Origin of the sequence: Vibrio tubiashii, assembly GCF_028551255.1 — a bacterium.
Lineage (GTDB): Bacteria > Pseudomonadota > Gammaproteobacteria > Enterobacterales > Vibrionaceae > Vibrio > Vibrio tubiashii_B.
Genome location: NZ_CP117029.1, coordinates 2,276,143 through 2,296,985 on the forward strand (window position 1 = coordinate 2,276,143; position 20,843 = coordinate 2,296,985).

The 20,843-nt window shown below is 45.4% G+C and carries 20 protein-coding genes; 15 read left to right on the forward strand and 5 right to left on the reverse strand.

Annotated features, from left to right (window positions below):
• Positions 1–13 precede the first annotated feature (13 nt).
• From LYZ37_RS10300 to LYZ37_RS10335, 8 genes are all read left to right on the forward strand, one after another.
• Positions 14–1,258, forward strand: a complete 1,245-nt coding sequence (locus tag LYZ37_RS10300) for an ABC transporter substrate-binding protein (protein ID WP_054961512.1) — start codon at positions 14–16, stop codon at positions 1,256–1,258.
• A gap of 62 nt (positions 1,259–1,320) precedes the next feature.
• On the forward strand, positions 1,321–2,310 hold the full coding sequence (locus LYZ37_RS10305; protein WP_008077977.1) for a carbohydrate ABC transporter permease: 990 nt from the start codon (positions 1,321–1,323) through the stop codon (positions 2,308–2,310).
• 1 nt (position 2,311) lies between these two features.
• Complete coding sequence (locus LYZ37_RS10310; protein WP_272785429.1) at positions 2,312–3,193, forward strand: carbohydrate ABC transporter permease; 882 nt, start codon at positions 2,312–2,314, stop codon at positions 3,191–3,193.
• A gap of 15 nt (positions 3,194–3,208) precedes the next feature.
• Positions 3,209–4,558, forward strand: a complete 1,350-nt coding sequence (locus LYZ37_RS10315; RefSeq protein WP_272785430.1) for a GH1 family beta-glucosidase — start codon at positions 3,209–3,211, stop codon at positions 4,556–4,558.
• Entirely contained in the window at positions 4,558–5,652 is a 1,095-nt protein-coding gene (locus tag LYZ37_RS10320; RefSeq protein ID WP_272785431.1) for an ABC transporter ATP-binding protein, read from the forward strand. Before LYZ37_RS10315 ends, LYZ37_RS10320 begins: the two co-directional genes overlap by 1 nt.
• A gap of 129 nt (positions 5,653–5,781) precedes the next feature.
• The gene (locus tag LYZ37_RS10325; protein ID WP_272785432.1) at positions 5,782–6,801 is read left to right on the forward strand and encodes a LacI family DNA-binding transcriptional regulator; all 1,020 of its coding nucleotides are present in this window, start codon (positions 5,782–5,784) and stop codon (positions 6,799–6,801) included.
• Positions 6,802–6,851: 50 nt separating this feature from the next.
• A complete protein-coding gene (locus tag LYZ37_RS10330) occupies positions 6,852–7,532 on the forward strand; it encodes an SDR family oxidoreductase (protein ID WP_272785433.1) in 681 nt (226 codons plus the stop codon).
• 42 nt (positions 7,533–7,574) lie between these two features.
• The gene (locus tag LYZ37_RS10335) at positions 7,575–8,558 is read left to right on the forward strand and encodes a DUF3080 domain-containing protein (protein ID WP_272785434.1); all 984 of its coding nucleotides are present in this window, start codon (positions 7,575–7,577) and stop codon (positions 8,556–8,558) included.
• Between the two features lie 27 nt (positions 8,559–8,585).
• Here the strand turns inward: LYZ37_RS10335 and LYZ37_RS10340 are convergent, their stop codons facing one another.
• Together LYZ37_RS10340 and LYZ37_RS10345 are read right to left on the reverse strand one after the other, a co-directional pair.
• Positions 8,586–10,559 (reverse strand): DNA topoisomerase III, encoded by a 1,974-nt coding sequence (locus tag LYZ37_RS10340; protein ID WP_272785435.1) that lies wholly within the window; start codon positions 10,557–10,559, stop codon positions 8,586–8,588.
• Between the two features lie 102 nt (positions 10,560–10,661).
• Positions 10,662–10,997 carry a Grx4 family monothiol glutaredoxin gene (locus LYZ37_RS10345; RefSeq protein WP_004748458.1) on the reverse strand — a complete coding sequence of 112 codons (336 nt, stop codon included), beginning with the start codon at positions 10,995–10,997 and terminating at the stop codon, positions 10,662–10,664.
• 304 nt (positions 10,998–11,301) lie between these two features.
• Here LYZ37_RS10345 and sodB point away from each other — a divergent pair, with 304 nt between their 5' ends.
• From sodB to LYZ37_RS10360, 3 genes are all read left to right on the forward strand, one after another.
• Positions 11,302–11,886, forward strand: a complete 585-nt coding sequence (gene sodB, locus LYZ37_RS10350) for a superoxide dismutase [Fe] (RefSeq protein WP_004748456.1) — start codon at positions 11,302–11,304, stop codon at positions 11,884–11,886.
• 132 nt (positions 11,887–12,018) lie between these two features.
• The gene (locus LYZ37_RS10355; protein ID WP_272785436.1) at positions 12,019–12,522 is read left to right on the forward strand and encodes a VC2046/SO_2500 family protein; all 504 of its coding nucleotides are present in this window, start codon (positions 12,019–12,021) and stop codon (positions 12,520–12,522) included.
• A gap of 204 nt (positions 12,523–12,726) precedes the next feature.
• A complete protein-coding gene (locus LYZ37_RS10360) occupies positions 12,727–13,389 on the forward strand; it encodes an SDR family oxidoreductase (RefSeq protein WP_239825327.1) in 663 nt (220 codons plus the stop codon).
• A 25-nt stretch (positions 13,390–13,414) separates the two neighbouring features.
• Here LYZ37_RS10360 and LYZ37_RS10365 read toward each other — a convergent pair whose 3' ends face one another.
• A complete protein-coding gene (locus LYZ37_RS10365) occupies positions 13,415–13,864 on the reverse strand; it encodes a low molecular weight protein-tyrosine-phosphatase (RefSeq protein ID WP_272785437.1) in 450 nt (149 codons plus the stop codon).
• Between the two features lie 91 nt (positions 13,865–13,955).
• Here LYZ37_RS10365 and LYZ37_RS10370 point away from each other — a divergent pair, with 91 nt between their 5' ends.
• From LYZ37_RS10370 to LYZ37_RS10385, 4 genes are all read left to right on the forward strand, one after another.
• A complete protein-coding gene (locus LYZ37_RS10370; protein WP_272785438.1) occupies positions 13,956–14,519 on the forward strand; it encodes a hypothetical protein in 564 nt (187 codons plus the stop codon).
• A gap of 15 nt (positions 14,520–14,534) precedes the next feature.
• On the forward strand, positions 14,535–16,082 hold the full coding sequence (locus tag LYZ37_RS10375) for a methyl-accepting chemotaxis protein (RefSeq protein ID WP_272785439.1): 1,548 nt from the start codon (positions 14,535–14,537) through the stop codon (positions 16,080–16,082).
• 77 nt (positions 16,083–16,159) lie between these two features.
• The gene (gene cobO, locus LYZ37_RS10380; protein WP_272785441.1) at positions 16,160–16,765 is read left to right on the forward strand and encodes a cob(I)yrinic acid a,c-diamide adenosyltransferase; all 606 of its coding nucleotides are present in this window, start codon (positions 16,160–16,162) and stop codon (positions 16,763–16,765) included.
• 171 nt (positions 16,766–16,936) lie between these two features.
• On the forward strand, positions 16,937–17,674 hold the full coding sequence (locus LYZ37_RS10385; RefSeq protein ID WP_272785442.1) for a substrate-binding periplasmic protein: 738 nt from the start codon (positions 16,937–16,939) through the stop codon (positions 17,672–17,674).
• 44 nt (positions 17,675–17,718) lie between these two features.
• Here the strand turns inward: LYZ37_RS10385 and LYZ37_RS10390 are convergent, their stop codons facing one another.
• On the reverse strand, positions 17,719–18,510 hold the full coding sequence (locus tag LYZ37_RS10390) for a hypothetical protein (protein WP_272785443.1): 792 nt from the start codon (positions 18,508–18,510) through the stop codon (positions 17,719–17,721).
• Between the two features lie 154 nt (positions 18,511–18,664).
• Positions 18,665–20,842: an AsmA family protein gene (locus tag LYZ37_RS10395; RefSeq protein WP_272785444.1), complete on the reverse strand. Its 2,178-nt coding sequence runs from the start codon at positions 20,840–20,842 to the stop codon at positions 18,665–18,667.
• Position 20,843: the final 1 nt, after the last annotated feature.

Sequence of the window (20,843 nt, forward strand, 5' to 3'; positions counted from 1 at the left end):
TAAGGACAAGAAGATGAAACTAAAAACTTTGACGCTTGCCACTGTCACCGCACTTGGACTTGCTACGACAGTCAACGCCGCCGATTCAAACATTCGCTTTGACGGCTTCCCAGACTTCGATAGCAGCCTCAAGGTTCTGCTGCCTGACTTCGAAAAAGAGACGGGAATCAAGGTCGATTACCTGATGAACAATCATGGCGACCACCACACCAAACTGACCACTAACCTTGCGACAGGCTCAGGTGCAGGCGATGTTATTGTCGTTGATGTTGAAAAGATTGGCCCTTTTGTCGCTTCTGGCGGCTTAGTTAACCTATCTGAAAACTATGGTGCCGATAAGTTTGCCGAGAGTTTTGCTCCTTATGCTTGGGCGCAAGGTAAAGGTGCCGACGGTGATGTTTATGGTATGCCTGTCGACCTAGGCCCAGGGGTAATGTACTACCGCAGTGATGTATTTGCTAAAGCGGGCATTGATGTAAACCAAGCGATCAAAGACTGGGATTCTTACATCAAAGCGGGTGAAGAGCTGAAGAAAAAAGACGTTTACCTGATTGCTTCTGCGGCCGACGTTGCCCAAGCGATTATCTTCACCACTGTGCCTGAGGGAGAAGGGCTCTACTTCGATGCAGACGGTAACCCTGTGGTCACCTCTGAACGCTTTGTGCATGCATTCGAAGTAGCAAAAGAGATCCGTGAAAAAGGCTTAGATGCGCGAATCTTAGCGTGGTCAAACGAATGGTATGAAGGTTTCCGTAATGGCACCTTTGCCACTCAATTGTCTGGTGCATGGCTGCTTGGTCACCTAAATAACTGGATCGCACCTGAAACTGCAGGTAACTGGGGTGTTTCTCACCTACCAGATGGTATCTATGGTAGTTGGGGTGGCTCTTTCCTCTCAATTCCAACTCAGTCAAAACACCAAGATGAAGCGTGGAAACTGATTGAATACATGACAACGCGTCGTGATATTCAGCTTAAACACTTTGAGACCATTGCTGCATTCCCAGCCAACACCCAAACCTACGATGATGCTTTGTTCCAAGAGGAAGTCGAATTCCTAGGCGGTCAAAAAGCCCGTTTGCTGTTTGCTGACGTGGCGAAAAACATCAAGCCTGTTGCTCCGGCTAAAGGTGACCATGTTGCTCGCTCGATAATCTTAGAAAATGCTCTGATGGAAGTACTTGATGAAGGTAAAGACATCAAAACTGCACTCAAAGAAGCAGAGCGCATGATTAAGCGTCGTACACGCAATCTTTAATTGGTTACATATTTGGTAAGAAAGGAAGGCGTACTGCGCCTTCCTGACTAGAGGTCGTTACTATGAATCATGCAGCGAGCAAGGTTATGGAAACATCACAACGCGAAAGCCTTTTTTCTCGCCTGAGTTTGAAAGCGCTTACACCGTATGGATTCCTACTGCCGTTTTTGATTATTTTCTCGGTATTTGGGATTTTCCCACTGCTTTTTTCTATCTATCTCTCTTTTCATGAGTGGAACCCGGTCGAAGGCCTTGGCGCTATGGACTATGTGGGGCTAGAGAACTACCACATTGCCCTAACCGACCCTTGGCTGTGGCGCTCATTAAAGAACACACTCTGGCTTGCGATTACGTCAGGTGTAGCACAGCACTTAGTCGCTCTGCCCGTTGCCTACATTTTGGTCTCGATGAGTGACCGTCTTCGCCACTGGCTAACATCCGCGTATTTTCTGCCTTTCATTACTTCGACGGTTGCGGCATCGCTGATCTTTTTCAACATGTATTCGCCCAACTCAGGAATCATTAACCAAAGCTTGATGGCATTAGCGGATAGCTCTTTGTTTGGCTGGGCATTTGCTTGGGTAAATGACTACCAACCAATCCGTTGGCTTGATGACGCCACCATGGTGAAACCGTCTATCGCAATTATGGTGTTCTGGAAATACACCGGCTTCAACATTGTGCTCTACACAACCGGTTTGATGACAATTCCAAAAGATATTCTTGAAGCCGCCCGTATGGATGGGGCTAACGCTTGGCGTCGATTCTGGAGCATTTCACTGCCTATGATTCGTCCATTTATCTTCTTTGCAGTCACCATGACCATCATCGGCAACCTGCAGCTGTTTGAAGAACCGTTCGTGTTAACACGTGGCACGGGTGGTACCGGCCAATCTGGCTTAACCATCTCAATGTACTTATACAAAGTAGGTTGGGAATGGCTTGAAATGGGCACCGCTTCAGCGATCTCTTGGCTGCTGTTTATGTTGATTGCAGGCTGTACCGCAATTCAATTCTTCTTCTTCGGTAAAAAAGGTCTGGGAGAGCAATAAGATGACGACAAACTCGATAACTTCTCCTCGCTGGCGACCTAGTGATCGTAGCCTAGAGATATTTACCAAGCTGCTGATGGCATTACTTGCTGTAGTCCTGATCGTTTCTGCGATTATGACCGTGTTCCCTTTCCTGTGGTCTGCACTGCTATCCACACGTGATAGAACCGAGATCTTCGGCTCTGGCATCAGCTTCGCTATCGGCGACAGCTTAGCGGTTAACTACGCCAAGCTATTGGAAATCATGCCATTCTGGCAAGCGATGTTTAACTCAATCTACATCGCATTTTTGGGCACTACGATTTCATTGCTGTTTTGTAGCATGGGTGGCTATGCGTTTGCTGTCTACAAGTTCAAAGGCAAAACCTTGCTGTTTGGTATGTTGGTCGGCTCGATGATGATCCCACCTGTGCTCAGTTTGATCCCCTACTTCATGATCGTCAAATTCCTTGGCTTGCTCGATAACCATCTCGCTGTGTGGCTACCGTTTACCACTACACCATTTGGTATTTTCCTGATGCGACAGCATGTGGTTGCGTCAGTACCTAAGGAGTTGTTAGAAGCGGCTAAGCTCGATGGCGCAGGCGAGTTTAGAACTTACTGGAATGTTGTTCTGCCACTGATGAAACCCGCTCTAGCAACACTTGCTATCGTTCAATTCGTTTTCTTCTGGAACATGTTTATGCAGCCTCTGGTTGTACTCACAACTCCAGAAAACTATGTCATTACCCAAGCGCTACGCAGCGTCCAAGGTATCCCAAATACCCCTTGGGGAGCGGTCATGCTAGGTACAACCATTTCGATTCTTCCACTGGTTGTCACTTATCTATTCGCGTCGAAACAAATGATTAGCGGCCTGACGTCAGGCGCTGTTAAAGGCTAAAAGGTTTAAATAACAATGAATAAATTCCAACTTCCTACTGATTCTAAATTACGCAGCCCAGAGTTCTTGTTTGGCGTCGCCACGTCTTCTTATCAGATTGAGGGTGGCGCTCAGCTTGGTGGACGAAGCCCATCTATCTGGGACACCTTCTGCAATAAGCCAGGTGCAGTAGACAACGCAGACAACGGCGATGTTGCCTGTGACCATTTCCATCTTTGGAAACAAGACATTGAGATGATTCAAGGGCTAGGTGTCGACGCATACCGACTGTCTATGGCATGGCCCCGCATCATTCCTCAAGACGGTGTAGTCAATCAAGAAGGGCTAAAGTTCTATGAACAGATCATCGATGAATGTCACGCGCGGGGATTAAAAGTATTTGTCACACTTTATCACTGGGATCTGCCTCAGTACCTTGAAGATAAAGGGGGCTGGCTGAACCGCGAAACCGCTTACAAATTTGAACAGTACGCTAACGTAGTCAGTGAGTACTTCGGCGACAAAATCGACTCCTACGCCACGCTTAACGAACCGTTTTGCTCTTCGTACCTAGGTTATCGTTGGGGAATCCATGCGCCGGGTATTAAGGGCGAACGCGAGGGCTTTTTGTCGGCTCACCACCTAATGCTAGCTCATGGCTTAGCGATTCCTCACATGCGTAAGAATGCCCCTAACGCCATGCATGGTTGTGTGTTCAATGCCACACCAGCATACCCATTAAACGATAACGATGTGGCTGCTGCCGAGTATTCAGATGCAGAAGGTTTCCACTGGTTTATGGACCCAGTCCTGAAAGGCGAATATCCGCAGTTAGTTCTTGACCGTCAATCTCACAATATGCCGATGATCTTAGAGGGCGATCTCGACATTATCCGCACCGACTTGGACTTTATCGGTATTAACTTCTATACCCGCTGCGTGGTTCGCTTTGATGAAAATGGTGATATCAAAGACGTGCCTCAGCCAGAAAATGAACATACTTTTATCGGCTGGGAGATCTACCCACAAGCACTCACTGATCTACTACTTCGTCTTAACGACCGTTACGACAACCTGCCACCACTTTACATCACTGAAAATGGGGCTGCTGGTGAAGACGATTGTATCAATGGGGAAGTGAATGACACCCAGCGTGTTAACTATTTCCAAGCACACTTAGAAGCGGTGGATAACGCTATTAAATCTGGTGTTAACGTACAAGGCTACTTCGCATGGAGCCTAATGGATAACTTCGAGTGGGCATTTGGTTACAAACAGCGTTTCGGTATCGTACACGTTGAGTATGAAACCCAAAAACGAACGCTAAAGCAGAGCGCCATTGCTTACCGTAACATGCTACTTGAGCGCCGAGAGGAGAATTTGTAATGGCTAAAGTTGAATTCAAAAACATCAAGAAGTCTTACGACGATGTCGAGGTAGTGAAACACTTCGATTTCACCGTCAACGATGGCGAGTTTGTGGTTTTCCTCGGTCCATCTGGTTGCGGAAAGTCAACCACGCTACGCATGCTGGCTGGCCTAGAAAGCATCACTGCTGGCGAGATACTTGTTGGCGATAAGCTGATGAATAAAATCGATGCTAAAGATAGAGACTTAGCGATGGTATTCCAGAGCTATGCACTTTACCCACATATGACGGTATACGAAAACATCGCGTTTGCCCTCAAGCTCAAAGGCATGGCAAAAAGCCAGATTGATGTTGAAGTGCGTAAAGCAGCAAAAATGTTGGAACTAGAGCCACTTCTCGATCGCAAACCTAAAGAACTTTCTGGTGGACAGCGTCAGCGAGTTGCAATGGGTCGAGCTATGGTGCGTACACCTAAAGTGTTCTTGTTTGATGAGCCACTTTCAAACTTAGATGCCAAACTGCGTGGAACCATGCGTGAAGAGATCAAGCAGCTTCATCGAGAACTACAAACAACCACTATCTACGTCACCCATGACCAAATAGAAGCAATGACACTTGCTGATCGTATTGTCATTCTTAAAGATGGCTATGTCGCACAAGTGGGTACACCAACACAAGTGTTCCAGCAGCCTGCTAATAAGTTTGTTGCCCAGTTCATTGGCAACCCATCAATGAACATGCTTGACGCACAATTGGTTGGCGAAGAAGGCAATTGGCAGATAGAGCTTGGTGATGTTCGCATCCCACTTCCACAACGTTTCCACGCGCATGCCTCTAAAAATCTGGTACTTCACTTCGGTGTTAGGCCAACGGATATCCATCTGCGTGCCGAACAAGTGGACCATGATCGGGTTCTGCCGCTGCCGGTCCAGATCAAGGACAAAGAACTGCTGGGCGCAAGCATACTGCTAAAAACGGAAATTGCGGGGCAGCCACTGATGGTGGAAACACAAGCAGCAGAAGTTGATGTCAGTGAACTGACTTTGTATCTCGATTTAGATGCGGTTCACCTGTTTGATGCCTTGAGTGAAAACTCACTGGCCACCTTCTAAAAGAATGAGTAAGCCGATGCTCACTTAGCATCGGCTTATTAATAGACCTCTCACTTCCCTATCAGCTGTATTGAGCTCTGACTGGGTGTTTTCTATATTCAATGTTTGGCTTGCTTTGTTGTTGGTTCGATGAAATCAAAAAAGAAGAATAAATCCCCCTCCATCTATGATGTCGCAAAACTTGCTGGCGTCTCACCCAGTACTGTTTCCCGTTTTCTCAATCGGACAACTTACGTCTCTGATGAAAAAAGCTACAACATTGAGCAAGCAATAAAAACACTGGGCTATAAGCCTAACTACACCATGAATCAGGGCAGCAACACGCGTTCCATGACCATTGGCGTTCTGGTGCAAAACCCCGAAAGCCCGCATACAAGCCGTATTCTGAATGACATGGAGAAAGTCCTCAATGCACAGGGCTACTCTCTGGTTATCGCGACCGGACACTGGAAAAACAAACTTGAATCACATGCTCTAGACTACTTATCTAAAAGTAATGTTGATGGCGTCATCATTGTCACCGGCAGCCTCACCGAGAAGCAAATCCTAGAGTATGCAGAAAACATCCCTGTTGTCGCCGTTGGCTATGATGTGATTGGCGATCGGGTGCGCTGCGTTAACATCGATAACGTACTTGGTGGTTACATGGCGACCTTGCACCTACTTCAACAAGGTCACTTAAACATTGCCCATATTAAAGGTCTGCTCAACCAACCAGACGCGGTCGCACGCTTTGTCGGCTACAAGAAAGCGTTGCAAGAGGCAGGAATCAAGGTTCAGCCAAAACTGATTAAACAAGGCGACTTCAGCAGTGAATGTGGCTATCAACTGACTAAGGAACTGATTGAATCTAAGTGTCACTTCAGTGCCATTTTCGCTGCCAATGACCAAACGGCCTATGGGGTTATCAAAGCCCTGCATGACCACGGTTATCGAGTACCAGAAGATATCTCAGTGGTAGGCTTTGATGATCTTCCGACCTCATTTTACTTTACCCCTGCGCTCACCACGATGCGTCAACCCGTTGAAGAAGTCGGTGTTGTCTGTGCTGAGTCAATTCTTAACTTGTTAAGTGGCAATAGACATGAAGTACGCCTGCCACCTATCGAGCTTATTATCAGGCAATCGACCAAGTCCCTTTACCGCTAGCTTTCTGATATTCTTCAATAAACACTCTAAGAATATCTAAAGGACTTGCGATGAAAACTGTTGTAATCACCGGAGCTAACCGTGGTATAGGATTAAGCTTAGCGAAAAACTATCTTGCTCAAGGCTGGCAAGTTCACGCAACTTATCGTTCAGAGAGTAGTTCGCCGGATCTTCTGGAGTTGGAAGGTAACAACCTAACCTGTCACCCATTAGATATCACGGATTATCAAGGACTGAGTGAATTTGCTAACGCGTTACCCGCTATCGATTTGCTAATCAACAACGCAGGCTACTACGGGCCAAAAGGTTATGGCTTTGGTAACACCGATGTTGATGAGTGGCGAAAAGTGTTTGAAATCAACACCATTGCACCGTTGAAACTGGTGGAGACTTTATACCCTAACCTGCGAAAAGGGCAGCTAAAGAAAATTGCTTGCCTCTCGTCTAAAGTCGGCAGCATGACTGAGAATACTTCAGGTGGTGGCTACATTTACCGCTCGTCAAAAGCGGCCCTCAACTCTGTAGTTAAAAGCTTAAGCAACGATCTGACAGCTGAAGGTTTTACCGTGTTAGCGCTTCACCCTGGCTGGGTACAAACTGAAATGGGCGGGCCTAATGCGTTGATTGATACCGACACTTCCGCAAAGGGTTTAATCAAAGTGATTGAACAAACAGATCAAGCCTGTTCTGGTGAGTTTATTAACTACAACGGTGATCGTTTACCTTGGTAACTTGGCTATATAGTTTTATCTAAGTCCGACTAGAATCAAGGTATGAAACAGACACTTCGCACGCTTTTAATTGTTGGCCTAACCATCGGAGTCGTTACTGGGTGTAGAGACAACGCACCCAGTGAGCCTTTTGATGACTACCTAACTCGCGTTGCAAGAGTGCAAGACGCACCCAAAGTAAATAAAGATTCAGTGAGCTACGCTCAGTTGCCCCGAAAGCGCGATTTATACCTTGATGTGCCTTCTGTCTCAATCGGCCTGCTCGACAGTTACCAATTAAGGCAATGTGGGTTGTTTAATCTGATAGCGGAGAAGAACTCCGTTTTAGGTAAAGTTGCCGACGAGTTTCGTAATTATGACTACCAAACAGCGTTGTTGGATGGCCTCTCTCGGTGCATAAACAGTAACGCCCTAGAACCAGATTTGGTAATGAAACTTGTCGAGATAAAACAACAAAAGCAGTCTCAGTTTGAGACGCATCATTGGAACCTAATATTTGCGAGTGATGCGATGCAGAAACAGCTTAGCGGAACTCGCTGGCTAGAGCCTAACCTTGGCCAAACAGTGGTTGAAATCAATCAAGCGTTAGCAACTTTGAATCTCGCTTCTGACAACGTAAGTAACCAAGTAATTGACGTTCAAGAGATTCTTGAGAAAAAGCTTATTGTGGGCAATCTTAGCTACTCTCTCGCGATGGCAACGAGCAAACTAAACCACGTCACCCAACAACTCACAGAATATGACCACAATATAATCTGCGCTCAAAATCGTGATACCACTAAGTTCAAATATCTCAACAATGTCTTTGAACAGCAATTTGTGGGTAAGGTGCAACCCTACATGGCTCAACTCGATGGCTATTATCAGACCCTGTCATCAAACCTAAATCTGTTTGATCCCAAGCCAAGCATTCATAGCTATGTGTATCCACTAAAGAAACACCATGTGGAGTTTCGTCAAGCTATACGTCGTCACGTCGATTATTGGCAACTGTTGTTTAAACGCTGTGGGCGCAAAGTAGGTTGATACCAAGCAGAATAAATATCTGAACACCTATTTATCCCGATTGGTATTAGACTTCTTAGATGTCGACTTGGCGGTAGATTTCTTACGATAGCCGCCTTTTTTGCGTTTGTATGCCGGACGCTCTACTTTAGGTAGATGGCGCAAAGACTCAGGAACCTCTCCGCTACGGACTTGATGCATTAAACCATCGATCCGCTGCTGTAGTGCTTGCATAAAAGGTTGGTAGGCTTGGTTACGCTCCGCCATACCCTGCAACTGGTGCTCCCAGTTTGCTGTCATATCTGGAAAGGTCGATTCAGATGGCAGTGCATGTATCAAGCCTCTACCTGCTGGCGTACTGAGAATAGACTTGCCTTGGCGCTGCAATAATTGGCGTTTAAACAGAGTATCAAGGATGCCTGCACGCGTCGCTTCTGTCCCTAAGCCATCGGTCTCTTTGAGTATTTTTTTCAGCTCTTTGTCTTCCACAAAACGGGCTATCCCCGTCATTGCCTGAAGTAATGTCGCTTCAGTAAAATGTTTCGGCGGCTCTGTCTTACGGTCTTTAATCTCACCTTCTCGGCAAGTTAGAACGCTCCCTTCTGGTAATGGAGGAACCGCATCAACACCTGCGTCTTCATCATCAACTTTACCCATCAGTTCTTTCCAGCCTGCCAATACAAGTTGACGCCCCTTGGCAATGAAGGTTCCACCTGCGATATCAAATACCAGCTTGGCTTCTGCATACACTGCCGCCGGATAGAACTGCATCAAATATTGGCGCGCAATCTGCTGATAAATCTTCATCTCATTGCCATACAGCGCATTCACCGACGCTTTTTTCGGTGTCGGGATGATGGCATGGTGAGCATCGACTTTTTTATCATTCCATGCTTTGGATTTAAGGCTCAGATTCGCTCCTGATACGGCACTGCCAAGTTCTTTGGCATTGTTGCTGATCGCATCACAAACACTACTCGCTTGGGAATAATGCTCTAGCGGTAAATAGCGGCAATCAGAGCGGGGATAAGTGATCAGCTTGTGCTTTTCATACAGAGACTGACAAGTATCAAGCACCTGCTGCGCACTCATACCAAATCGCTTTGCCGCATCAATTTGCAGGGCAGATAATGAATAAGGCAGTGGCGCTGATTGCTTGGTTTGCTTTTGTTCCGATTCAACAACTTTTGCTGGTTGGTTCGCGATTCGATTAGCGACATTTTCCACTAGCTTACGATTAAGGACTCTCCCCTCTTCGTCTTGCCAAGGTTTACACGCGTCACTCGGTTTCCAGCAAGCGCGTATATCAAACGTACTTGAGCCATCTTGATACGGAATAAGGGCGTGAAGAGTAAAATAATCACGAGGGATAAAGTTATCTATCTCTTCATCACGGCGCACCACTAAGCCAAGCACTGGCGTTTGCACTCGACCGACTGACAATACGCCTTGATAGCCCGCCTTTTGCCCTAGTAGGGTATAGGCGCGAGACATATTCATACCATACAACCAGTCTGCTCTAGAGCGCGCTAAAGCAGAAACCGACAGCGGCACAAAGTCACGGTTGCTGCGCATTTGGCTTAAAGCACGCTTAACCGCAGGTAAGTTCAAGTCGCTAATCAGCAAACGCTGCGTCGCTTCTTTTTTCGTTTTGCTTACCTTGCAGTAATCGAGCACTTCATCCACCAGCAGTTGCCCTTCCCTATCAGGGTCTCCGGCATGAACGATATGATTCGCTTCCTTCAAAAGCTTTCGTACTACCGTCAGCTGCTTACTCGCCGACTTTCTTGGCCTTAGTTGCCATTGTTCAGGGACTATCGGTAAATCGGCCAGATTCCACTTTTTATAGCGCTCATCGTAGGCATCAGGCTCAACTTGCTCAAGTAAGTGCCCAATACACCAAGTCACTACATCGCCATTACCACAACGAATAAAACCCTGATCATTTTTCTTTGGTCCAGGAAGTGCAGCGGCAATTGCGCGGCCAAGGCTTGGTTTTTCAGCAATGAAGAGACGAGACATAAGATAGGGAAAAACAGATACAATAAGGGCCACATTATCGAATGTGGCCCTTAGAAATCAAGAAAAACTGTAAATTTAAACAGTACTTCTAATAACGAAAGATTACTCTTCGCTTGTTCCTGCGCGCTCTGCTGCTTCTTTAACTAGAGGCTGCAGTTCACCTTTTTGGAACATTTCAATGATAATGTCACAACCACCGATCAGCTCACCTTCAACCCAAAGTTGAGGGAAAGTTGGCCACTGTGCGTATGCTGGTAGCTCTGCACGGATATCAGGGTTTTGTAGAATATCTACGTAAGCGAATTTTTCACCACAAGCCATAAGAGCTTGAGCTGCTTGAGAAGAGAAACCGCAGCTAGGTAGTTTAGGCGAACCTTTCATGTAAAGAAGGATCGAGTTTTCTGCGATCTGCTGTTTGATTTTATCGATAGTTTCCATTGCTTCCTCTTAATGGAGTTACGGCAAATATTCTGCACATTCTAAACCATTAGCACAGAATAAAAAGCCTAATATGAGTATGGTTATAGTCGGCTTCGCGCTTTTTTGAGATCAACTGTCATTATCTAATAAAGAATTTTCATATAGAAATTTACAGCCTGAGCTTTTAATAAAGTAAAAACTTGCTAAACTAGAGCGCAAGTCAGCAAAATGACCATGGTTGGCACTTGCGAGCCATGAATTATAAATAACACTGGAAGCAATCGAGAGGGGCAACCCTTTCATATAAATGGAGAATCGAGCAATGGCATTTGAACTACCAGCTCTTCCTTACGCGAAAGACGCACTAGAACCACATATCTCAGCTGAAACTCTAGATTTCCACCACGGTAAGCACCACAACACTTATGTTGTTAAGCTAAACGGTCTTATTCCTGGCACTGAGTTTGAAGGCAAATCTCTAGAAGAAATCATCAAGACTTCTACTGGTGGTGTATTCAACAACGCTGCACAAATCTGGAACCACACGTTCTACTGGCACTGTCTAGCGCCAAACGCGGGTGGCGAGCCAACAGGTGCGGTCGCTGACGCTATCAACGCTGCATTCGGTTCTTTCGAAGAGTTCAAAGCGAAATTCACAGACTCTGCGATCAACAACTTCGGTTCTTCTTGGACTTGGCTTGTTAAGAAAGCAGACGGCTCTCTAGAGATCGTTAACACGTCTAACGCTGCAACGCCTCTAACAGAAGAAGGTACAACTCCACTTCTTACTGTTGACCTATGGGAACACGCTTACTACATCGATTTCCGTAACGTTCGTCCAGACTACATGAATGCTTTCTGGGCACTAGTTAACTGGGACTTCGTTGCAGAAAACCTAGCAAAATAATCCTCCTCCCTAGGATTTAAATTTAGTCATTTTAAAAGCCAGCAGTTTGCTGGCTTTTTTTCGTTTCAAGCTATGATTTTCCTAAAGTTTCCCGCTACTAAGTCGCTATAAAAGCAACGAACGAGGAACATCATGCAAATTCACACTTTAGACAAAGCAGCCATTATCAGCGAGCTTCAGTTTGGCACGGGTATTAACCATGCCGTACATGAAGGACGCCGAGCTGATTTCGCGCTCATTTTGTCGATGTTTTCTGACGATGTTCGTGACAATACCCCGCTTGAAAAGGTCGATGAGATAGATACCAGCGAACAAGCTCTGCGCAAAAAATTTGAGCTGCAAGCGCCGCAACAGCTTCGCTCCGATCAAAGCTCTTACCAGGTATCGGCAACACAAGCTTCCCTATTTCACAGTTCAGGGCTCCCTAGTACCAAACTGAGCCATTACCTTACCCCTGACGCCTTAACCTATCTGCCAGAAGACACACATAACCTTCCTGAAGAGGTGTATCACAACCTGTCTGGTCACCAACGTCGTGCAATGGGAGAGAAAGAGCCAAAAGAGTTGATGCCAATCGATCTTTATAATCAGCTCATAAAAGCTCAGCGCACCTTCCAGATCCAAACCCAAGCTTAAAGGATCGTATTTGATCACATTTTTCGTGTCTCATTTTTCGGACTTGCTTAACAATAGGCCTGCATAATGTGAATAGCGCCAAATAATCGAACATTGTCATACTGAGCGAAGAGTTATTTGACGTTATTCACAACTAAAACACAGTTAATCTACCATGCTATGTGGACATCTTTTAGAGCATGCATTGCTTATGGGGGTAAGCCAATGGATATAAAAAATGCTGTAATTTTAGTGACATCTGCCGGTTCTCAGATCGGAAGTACGCTCGCTTATCACTTTGCCTCGCTTGGTGCAACGCTGGTTTTGTGTGACCGAAAAACACCTCAGCTCGCTCAAACCTATCAGCTGTGCCAAGAGATATCAGACAGCGTCTATCAATGCCCTATAGATGATCACTCACTCAGTTCAATCCAATACTTATTCACATTCATGGATCAAACGATCAAGCGATCCCCCGACGTTTTGATCAACACGCTAACCGCAGAGGCGATGCCGAATATTTTTGATCATCAAGGCAGTGACTTGTTTACCCAAAGGCTCTCTTTGATGGCTGCGACACTGTTTAGCTTTGGTCAAGCAACCGCCGAAAGAATGCGTGAAGAACAAAAAAATGGCGTGATTGTTAATGTGATTTCTCACCCTGACTATCAGGATATGTCAGGCTTCGACAATGCAACTTCGATGGTGGCAGGGTTTACCCAGAGCTGGGCTAAAGAACTCACTCCTTTCAACATTCGCGTTGGCGGCGTTGTCCCTGCTATTGAACACGATAATTCGCATTGGGCAGAAGTACAGGATGAATTGATTCGCAATACCGAATATATCGTCTCTAATGATTACTTTAGTGGCAGAGTCATGGCGGCGTAACCACACCGCCATTCTACTTACCCATTCACAGGGACTTCAGTACATTCTCTGAAGCTTCTTCTATAAGATCCAATACCAGTTCAAAGCCGCTATCCCCGCCGTAATATGGATCGGGGATTTCGTCATATTCAGAATCGGAATAGTCGAGAAACAGTTTTACTTTGTGTTGTAAGTGCTGAGGACATTGCGCAATTAAATCGGCAAAATTATCTCGATCTGCTGCTAAAACAAGGTCAAAATCTTCGAAATCGCCGCTAACGACTTTACGTGAACGAATCCCTTTAAATGAGTACCCTCTCCGCTCACCTGCTGCTTTGGCTCTTGAATCTGGTGGGTTTCCTTGGTGATAGCCAATGGTACCAGCCGAGTCCACCTCCACAGGAATACGGAGTTGCTGCGATTTTGCTCTAAGGATTGCCTCACCAGTAGGAGAGCGGCAGATATTTCCCATACAAACCACTAATAATTTCTTCACCTTACCCCCAAAAAATATGAATTCAGTTTCACAAAATAATATTTACGTCTACGCTTTTATAGAACAACGTCAGACTTAAAAGGATTTAACTATGAAAAGGCTATGTACTGCAATCGCGCTGCTATTACCTCTCTCTACTTTTGCTAACGAATTTGAAGCGGCTCTAACTGAATTTGCAATGAACGATGTAAAAGCCATCGCTTCCGATGCTGATGTCGTTTCTGCGATCAAGGCACAGAATCAAGAGAGTAGCCAACTCGATCAAAGCCAAATCACCTCATTAGACAATGATTGGCGCAGTCAGGTTGGTCAATCCAACGCGCCGCTTATCACCAGTAAACTAAGCAGCGAGCTATCGAAAAAACTCGCATCAATGCAAGAGAATAGCCAAGGTGTCATCACTGAAATTTTTGTTATGGATAACAAAGGGCTAAATGTGGCACAAAGCGCGGTAACTTCAGACTATTGGCAAGGCGATGAAGCGAAATGGCAACAAACCTATCTAGTCGGCCCTGATGCTTACCATATCAGCGAAATCGAAGAAGATGAATCGACCCAAATGTTCCAATCTCAAGTGAGCTACGCAATCTCTGACCCAAGTTCTGGTCAAGTTATCGGTGCCATTACTGTTGGTGTGAATGTAGAAGAACTCTAACCTTGGAGCCTGTATATGCGAGTTACGATTAGTAAGCTCGTTGTTTTCAGTGCGTCGATTCTATCTATTTTCGCTATGGCGACGATTTCATTCTTCAATTGGAACAGCAGTATTGATGCTATTTACAATTTGAATAAATCGTCGTACATGCAATCGAGTCACGCTCTAGGTGAACAACTGGCGACCCCAGTCAGGTTTAAGAAGATTGCCAACATAGAAGAGAGAGTAGATATTGCCCTTCAAGCACAAAATGGCAGTTTGAATGGTATATACATTTTTTTACCTGATCTCACACTACTCTACAGTAGCGACAATGCGTCTCAGCCCGAACTACAAGAAGCATTGCAAGAGAAAACTGTGCTGACAGATAGTTCTGAACAACATCAAATAGGACTTCCTCTTTTCTCAGGTAAGAAAAACACCTTGGTTGGCTATTTAGTGACTGATTGGAACTTCACTCAAGCTCAAGGCTTAAGCAGCCAACTAAGCAGCCAGTCGATGATTATAGCTGCCATTTCTGTCATTACCTGTATTGCTGTTCTGCTGGCTTTACTCAACTCACTTCTTGTTAAACCATTGAAACAGTTAAACTTGCTCTGTGAAGAGCTAAGTTCAGGCGAATGTAATTTGAGCAAACGACTCGAATTCAAACGCCAAAACGAACTCGGCCAACTTGCGCGCAGCATGAATCGTTTTATTGAGAAGATGGAGCAAACCCTGATACCGATTCATCAAGGAGCAGACTCAGTAACATCTATTTCAAAAGACCTCGATCGACATTTAGTCTCTATCAGCAATAAAATCACCCATCAGAGAGATGAAATTAAGAGCACAGTTGAGTTTAGCGAACAAGCTCAGCACTCGGTCTCATTGGTAAAAGACAATACCTTTGTCACTTCAGAGTCTCTCAATCGTGCGGTGGAAAGTGCTAAAGGTGGCCAACAACGCCTTCTTAGTGCACTTAACGACAATAAGATGATGGCCGAAAAAAGCGCTCATCTCTCCGAGGCTGCCAACGAAGTTAATAGCCAAGTCATCAAGGTGACCGAAATTTTGGGTATCATTCGCAATATTGCCGAACAAACCAATTTACTCGCCCTTAATGCAGCGATTGAGGCAGCACGAGCAGGTGAAGAAGGCCGTGGATTTGCAGTCGTTGCAGACGAAGTCCGCGGCTTAGCGGAAAAAACCTCAGATTCAACCAATCAAGTTGAGGAGATTTTATCTGAACTTGGCAATGTGACTAACTCTCTGATTCAAATTACCGAGGAAGGCAGCAGCGCAAGTGAAGCAAGTCTTAACTCAATTGAGGAAGCGGTAGAGGATATAGAGAAGGCGCTCAAGGATGTCTCTCAAGCCGATCAAATGTGCTCCACCATCGCGGGCTCTTCAGAGTCTCAAATTGATGCCATGTCTGAATTGGTAGAAAGGCTGAATAAGGTTGATCAACAAATCGACAGCCTTGTGGAAGACTCACACAATATCGAAACCAGTAGTGCTGAACTGTTTTCTCAAGCCAGCAATACTAGCCAACATCTATCAAGCTATAATTTAGCCCGATAACCTTTTTGATTCATGGTATTTAACCACACGGTTTTTCGCTATCATGGCGGAAAACCGTTTTACTATATGGAGTTATCATGTCTACGGATAATCAAAAGGAAGATCGCTATAAAGCTCGTCAACAAAAAGTCAAAGCAGAAATCGATGCACGAGTCGCCGCAGCTCAAGAAGAGAAAGGCCTATTCCTAGTAATCACAGGTAACGGTAAAGGTAAATCAACATCGGGTTTCGGTACGGTAGCACGCGCTGTTGGGCATGGTTTGAAGTGCTCGGTGGCACAATTTATTAAGGGTACATGGGACAACGGTGAGCGCAACTTGCTGGAAAAACTTGGGGTTGAGTTTCAAGTCATGGGTACAGGCTTTACTTGGGAAACCCAAAGTAAAGCGCAAGACACTGAAGCTGCTCAAAAAGTGTGGCAAGAGTGTAAGCGTATGCTGCAAGACGAGTCGATTGATGTCATCCTGTTTGATGAGATGACTTATATGGTCAATTATGGCTACATTGAATTAGATGAGCTGGTTGAAGCGCTAAACAATCGCCCTAAGATGCAATCGGTCATCATCACTGGACGCGGCGCTCATCGCACCTTGACTGAGATGGCAGACACTGTCTCCGAAGTACGTAACGTCAAGCACGCTTTTGAGTCAGGAGTAAAAGCACTCAAAGGTGTTGATTGGTAATCCTTAGCTAATTTTATTACGTTCTCTGTATGCAGGGCTAAATCTACTCGGCCCTGCTCTATATCCCATCAGGCTTTTACTCGACCCTAGCCAAACACGCTCTGACGCTTCGACCTTCGATTTGATCAACTATGCTAACTAGACATGATATCTAACTAGTGGAGTCTGAACATGGCTATGATTAAAACGATATTGATCCTAGCTTGCTCGTTTTGGGCACTTTCAGTCAATGCCAAACTCACGGTCATGACAGAAGACTTTGCCCCGTTTGGCTACTATGATTCGAATGGAGAACTGACCGGGATAGGCGTTGAGATCGTTAGGCACTTATTGGATGAACTCGATATCGAAGACGAGATACAAGTGCTGCCTTGGTCTCGGGCAATAAAGGAGCTAGAAGTATTCCCAAAACGCGCTCTGTTTTGCGTCGCCCGCACCCCAAATCGCAATGACAAGTTTGAATGGGTTGGCCCTATTCTTTCCGACGGTGTCTACTTCTTTCACTCAAAACAGTTCGATTCTTCGAAAGATGATTTAGAAAGCGCTAAAAATTGGGACAACATTGCAGTCACCGCTAACTACCCTGAACATCAGACTTTAGTTAACCTAGGTTTTGAGAATCTTTGGGTAACCAGTCAACCAAACGAAAATGCGCGACTACTGCAATACAACAGAGTCACCGCCATAGTTGCGGGCGAATTTGCCATACCGAGCTTGCTTAAATCGCAAGGAATAGAGGCGAGTAGCGTTGTTCGCTCAAACATTCAACTCTTCCATATCGACCTCTACATCGCTTTTTCGAAAGGTACTGATCCCAAAGTTTTGCAGCGGTGGCAACAAGCTCTTGAAGAGTTCCAATCAACAGCGAAATACCACGAAATACGCAAACGCTACACAGTATCCAATTAACAGCGTAACGGATTACTTGACACGACTAACTCAAGCCTGAACGATTATTGACCTATGATTTTGATGTTTTGTTTGTGCGGGTAATTTCCATCCGGCCACTTGTGCGTCGGATAGTGATAATCCTTTGATTCCATCAAGGTCACCACCCCAGGCAGCTTTTCTGTCAGTTCTGCTCTTGTCTTAAGGCTCAATTCATCAGAAAACAGATCTGCTTTAGACCCCAAATAGCTTGCCGTACTTAGATAAAAAAACTCGACCGTTTTACACGCACTATCACAGGTTGAGTCATCATATTGATAGTAGCCATGTTCATCGGCAATTTTCCACTGTTGATAGAGCGCACTATTGGTTCGCTTTTGATCGCTAAACAGTTTGGGATACAAAGATTGCCAACCTGCATTGACGATTAGATGATGGATTTCTTCTTGCGAGGCATCCCGGCGATCGCTTGGATCGGTTTCATCGGCAGAAAGATCTTGACCCACGCGCCCATCAATATCCATTGCATCGAAAGCCTCTTCACTAAATCCGCTTTCGCTCATAACCAATACCGCTTGATTGCGACGTAGGTGATCCAGTAGAGCGGGCTCATCAATAACCCCATCCTGATTATTGTCCAACCACTCGGCAATCACATTTGCCGCATACGCAAGCTTTTGCGAAGTCACTTTCTGCGTTGCACATACAGTGACTGCATCAAACACGATCGCTTTATGAGTAAAGAAGGCTGCAGGACACCCATCGACGTGTTCAGATGTGGTATCAAACTCGCCAGCCGATACGGTGGACGTCAATGCTGCTGTCATCACTAGTGATGAATATATGAATGCTTTCATGCTTCCTCCTCTATTGAAAGTACACCTTATCAATAGCAGAAAGCATTGACTGTATGAATGTGTCGTAAGTTTGTCCAAATGGGACTGACAGAAGAAAAGAGTTAAAAAAAACGCGCCATAAATGGCGCGTTTGAAAGTGTAATCGGAAAGCGGTTTAGTTAAACAATCCTTTGATTAAGCTATTAACCGCTTCTTTGGTTTTTTCATCTTTGATTTTTTCACCAAGTTTCTCATCGAGCTTCTTCAATCCGCGATCGATCTCTTTTTCAGCTTTTTGCTTAAGTACATCATCAAAGATGAGTTTGAACTTAGGCTGAGCCCAAGAGCCCGAGATATTGATTGGAATCGTCACATCTTTCAGTTCATCGATGTCTTTACCACCTTGGCCTTTCAGTGAGCCAACGATAGAAGTACTGACTGTGAAGTCGACGGTTTCGTTCAGGTAATTAGCACTGCCGTTACCGCGGATACGAAGTAGTGGTGACTGCATATGCAGATCATTGGTAGATACATTGCCTTTGTTCAGCTTCAAGGTTGCTTTCATTGCACTAAAGTCTGTTTTCTGGACTTCATTACCACCTTCTAGCTTCTCACCTTTGATCTTGGCGTAATTCTCACGAATTAACTGAGCAACGTTAATGCCGTTAACTGCGCCATCTTCAAAGTTAATAACGATTGTACCGACTAGATTCTTCTTAATGCCTGTTGGGGTTAAGCTGCTACCTTTCACGTCGACATCAATATTACCCGTGCCTTCCAACATATCGTTGTTTGCCACATCAATCAGTAGAGGCTGTACTTTTACACCTTTGATGCGTTTTTTCGCGGTGTAGCTTGCTGGTGACTTACGCGCATCGAGACGAGCCGTAGCACTGATAGAGCCTTGATATAAGTTTGATGTAAATGACGTCAGTTCTGCCACACCTCGGTTTACCGAGAAGCTCGCCTTTACGTTCTGAATTTTGGCATTGTTGGCTTTGAATTTGTCGATAGTAATCTGACCTTTCACATCCAACGTTTTCAGCGCAGAGAGATCGGGTTCCACTTCTTGAGCGGGTTTCTGTGGCGAGGTTGGCGCAGGCTCTGCTTTTTCAGGACTTTGCTGCGGTGCTTCTGAAGCTGGAGCAGTATCAGAGGGAGCTTGCGCCGGAGCCGCTTTGCCCAATCCTAAAAACTCGTCCAAATCGATATTCGGGCTATGCAAAACAAATCGAACTTTAGGAATATCACCTAACGTCACATCGGCTTTACCGTCAAACGCCAATGCATTTGCGGTCAGCTTTTCTAGCACAAAACTTAGGTGGCTCTTAGTCAGGTCAAACGACAAGTCTGATGCCATATCTACCTTCATTGGCGACTGAGGTAATGACTCACCTTTGAACGTAGCATCTAGCACCATTTTGTTCGTTAGCACTTTGCTGATCGCTTGATCAACTTGTAATGAAGCCGAACCCTTCATATCGATATCCAGACCAGCTGCATTACCCACAACGGCATAGCTCAGCGCATTGGCTTTGTCGAACTCAAACGTTTCTAGCCCAATCTTCGCGCTATCGATTTTTGTTGCAGGATCACTGAATGTCGCATCAAGGTTAATGTTACGTAGCGCGTACTCTTTAAAGCCCTTTGCTAGCTTAAACTCAGCATCACCCTTGGCGGTAAATTTCTGCTGATTCGCTTCACCTTTGGCGGCAAAGTCCGCTTTAGTCCAAGTATCAACTGCAAACTGAGACAGATTCAAAGAAACGTCATACAGCTTGGTAAATGACCCTGTTTGTTTATCTTGAATTTCAACCGACGCATTCGAGACAGTAACCCCAGCCAAGTTGATTGTCCAAGCCGAAGCGCCGTCACTACTTTGAGTCGCTTCTTCCGTTACAGGCTGCGAATTGCTTTCTGAAGTCGCTGGTGCCGCCGTCGCCTCAGCTTGAGCCGCTTGTGCTTGAGTTAGCGCGTCAATATTCTTGCGACCATCCGGTAAGGTTTCTAGCGAGAAAGCCGCGCCATCAAGCGTAATGTTGCCGATTTCAAGTTGTTGACTGAACAGTGGCATAACGGATACATCCACACCGACTGTATCCACCTTGAACATATTCAATTGTTCAAAGCCTTTCGGGTTACGAAGCTCGGTTTGACCTAGCTCGAAACCAATCGACGGGAAAAACTGCCAACTGATATCACCATCGATAACAAGATCAAGACCAGTATGGGTTTTCGCTTGTTCAACGATAAGTGGTTTAAATTGGTTTGGGTTAACTAAAGTAACCAGTGCAATTAGAGCACCGAGAATAACAACCACTGGGATTGCTATGATTAGGAACAGTTTCTTCATC

What these genes read in the sequence shown, in the direction of transcription:
- LYZ37_RS10305 (WP_008077977.1), top strand. Translation starts at nt 1,321, where the DNA reads ATGAATCATGCAGCGAGCAAGGTTATGGAAACATCACAACGCGAAAGC.
- cobO (WP_272785441.1), top strand. Translation starts at nt 16,160, where the DNA reads ATGTCTACGGATAATCAAAAGGAAGATCGCTATAAAGCTCGTCAACAA.
- LYZ37_RS10360 (WP_239825327.1), top strand. Translation starts at nt 12,727, where the DNA reads ATGGATATAAAAAATGCTGTAATTTTAGTGACATCTGCCGGTTCTCAG.
- LYZ37_RS10370 (WP_272785438.1), top strand. Translation starts at nt 13,956, where the DNA reads ATGAAAAGGCTATGTACTGCAATCGCGCTGCTATTACCTCTCTCTACT.
- LYZ37_RS10300 (WP_054961512.1), top strand. Translation starts at nt 14, where the DNA reads ATGAAACTAAAAACTTTGACGCTTGCCACTGTCACCGCACTTGGACTT.
- LYZ37_RS10345 (WP_004748458.1), bottom strand. Translation starts at nt 10,997, where the DNA reads ATGGAAACTATCGATAAAATCAAACAGCAGATCGCAGAAAACTCGATC.
- LYZ37_RS10335 (WP_272785434.1), top strand. Translation starts at nt 7,575, where the DNA reads ATGAAACAGACACTTCGCACGCTTTTAATTGTTGGCCTAACCATCGGA.
- LYZ37_RS10355 (WP_272785436.1), top strand. Translation starts at nt 12,019, where the DNA reads ATGCAAATTCACACTTTAGACAAAGCAGCCATTATCAGCGAGCTTCAG.
- LYZ37_RS10330 (WP_272785433.1), top strand. Translation starts at nt 6,852, where the DNA reads ATGAAAACTGTTGTAATCACCGGAGCTAACCGTGGTATAGGATTAAGC.
- LYZ37_RS10320 (WP_272785431.1), top strand. Translation starts at nt 4,558, where the DNA reads ATGGCTAAAGTTGAATTCAAAAACATCAAGAAGTCTTACGACGATGTC.
- LYZ37_RS10340 (WP_272785435.1), bottom strand. Translation starts at nt 10,559, where the DNA reads ATGTCTCGTCTCTTCATTGCTGAAAAACCAAGCCTTGGCCGCGCAATT.
- LYZ37_RS10385 (WP_272785442.1), top strand. Translation starts at nt 16,937, where the DNA reads ATGGCTATGATTAAAACGATATTGATCCTAGCTTGCTCGTTTTGGGCA.
- sodB (WP_004748456.1), top strand. Translation starts at nt 11,302, where the DNA reads ATGGCATTTGAACTACCAGCTCTTCCTTACGCGAAAGACGCACTAGAA.
- LYZ37_RS10310 (WP_272785429.1), top strand. Translation starts at nt 2,312, where the DNA reads ATGACGACAAACTCGATAACTTCTCCTCGCTGGCGACCTAGTGATCGT.
- LYZ37_RS10325 (WP_272785432.1), top strand. Translation starts at nt 5,782, where the DNA reads ATGAAATCAAAAAAGAAGAATAAATCCCCCTCCATCTATGATGTCGCA.
- LYZ37_RS10395 (WP_272785444.1), bottom strand. Translation starts at nt 20,842, where the DNA reads ATGAAGAAACTGTTCCTAATCATAGCAATCCCAGTGGTTGTTATTCTC.
- LYZ37_RS10390 (WP_272785443.1), bottom strand. Translation starts at nt 18,510, where the DNA reads ATGAAAGCATTCATATATTCATCACTAGTGATGACAGCAGCATTGACG.
- LYZ37_RS10315 (WP_272785430.1), top strand. Translation starts at nt 3,209, where the DNA reads ATGAATAAATTCCAACTTCCTACTGATTCTAAATTACGCAGCCCAGAG.
- LYZ37_RS10375 (WP_272785439.1), top strand. Translation starts at nt 14,535, where the DNA reads ATGCGAGTTACGATTAGTAAGCTCGTTGTTTTCAGTGCGTCGATTCTA.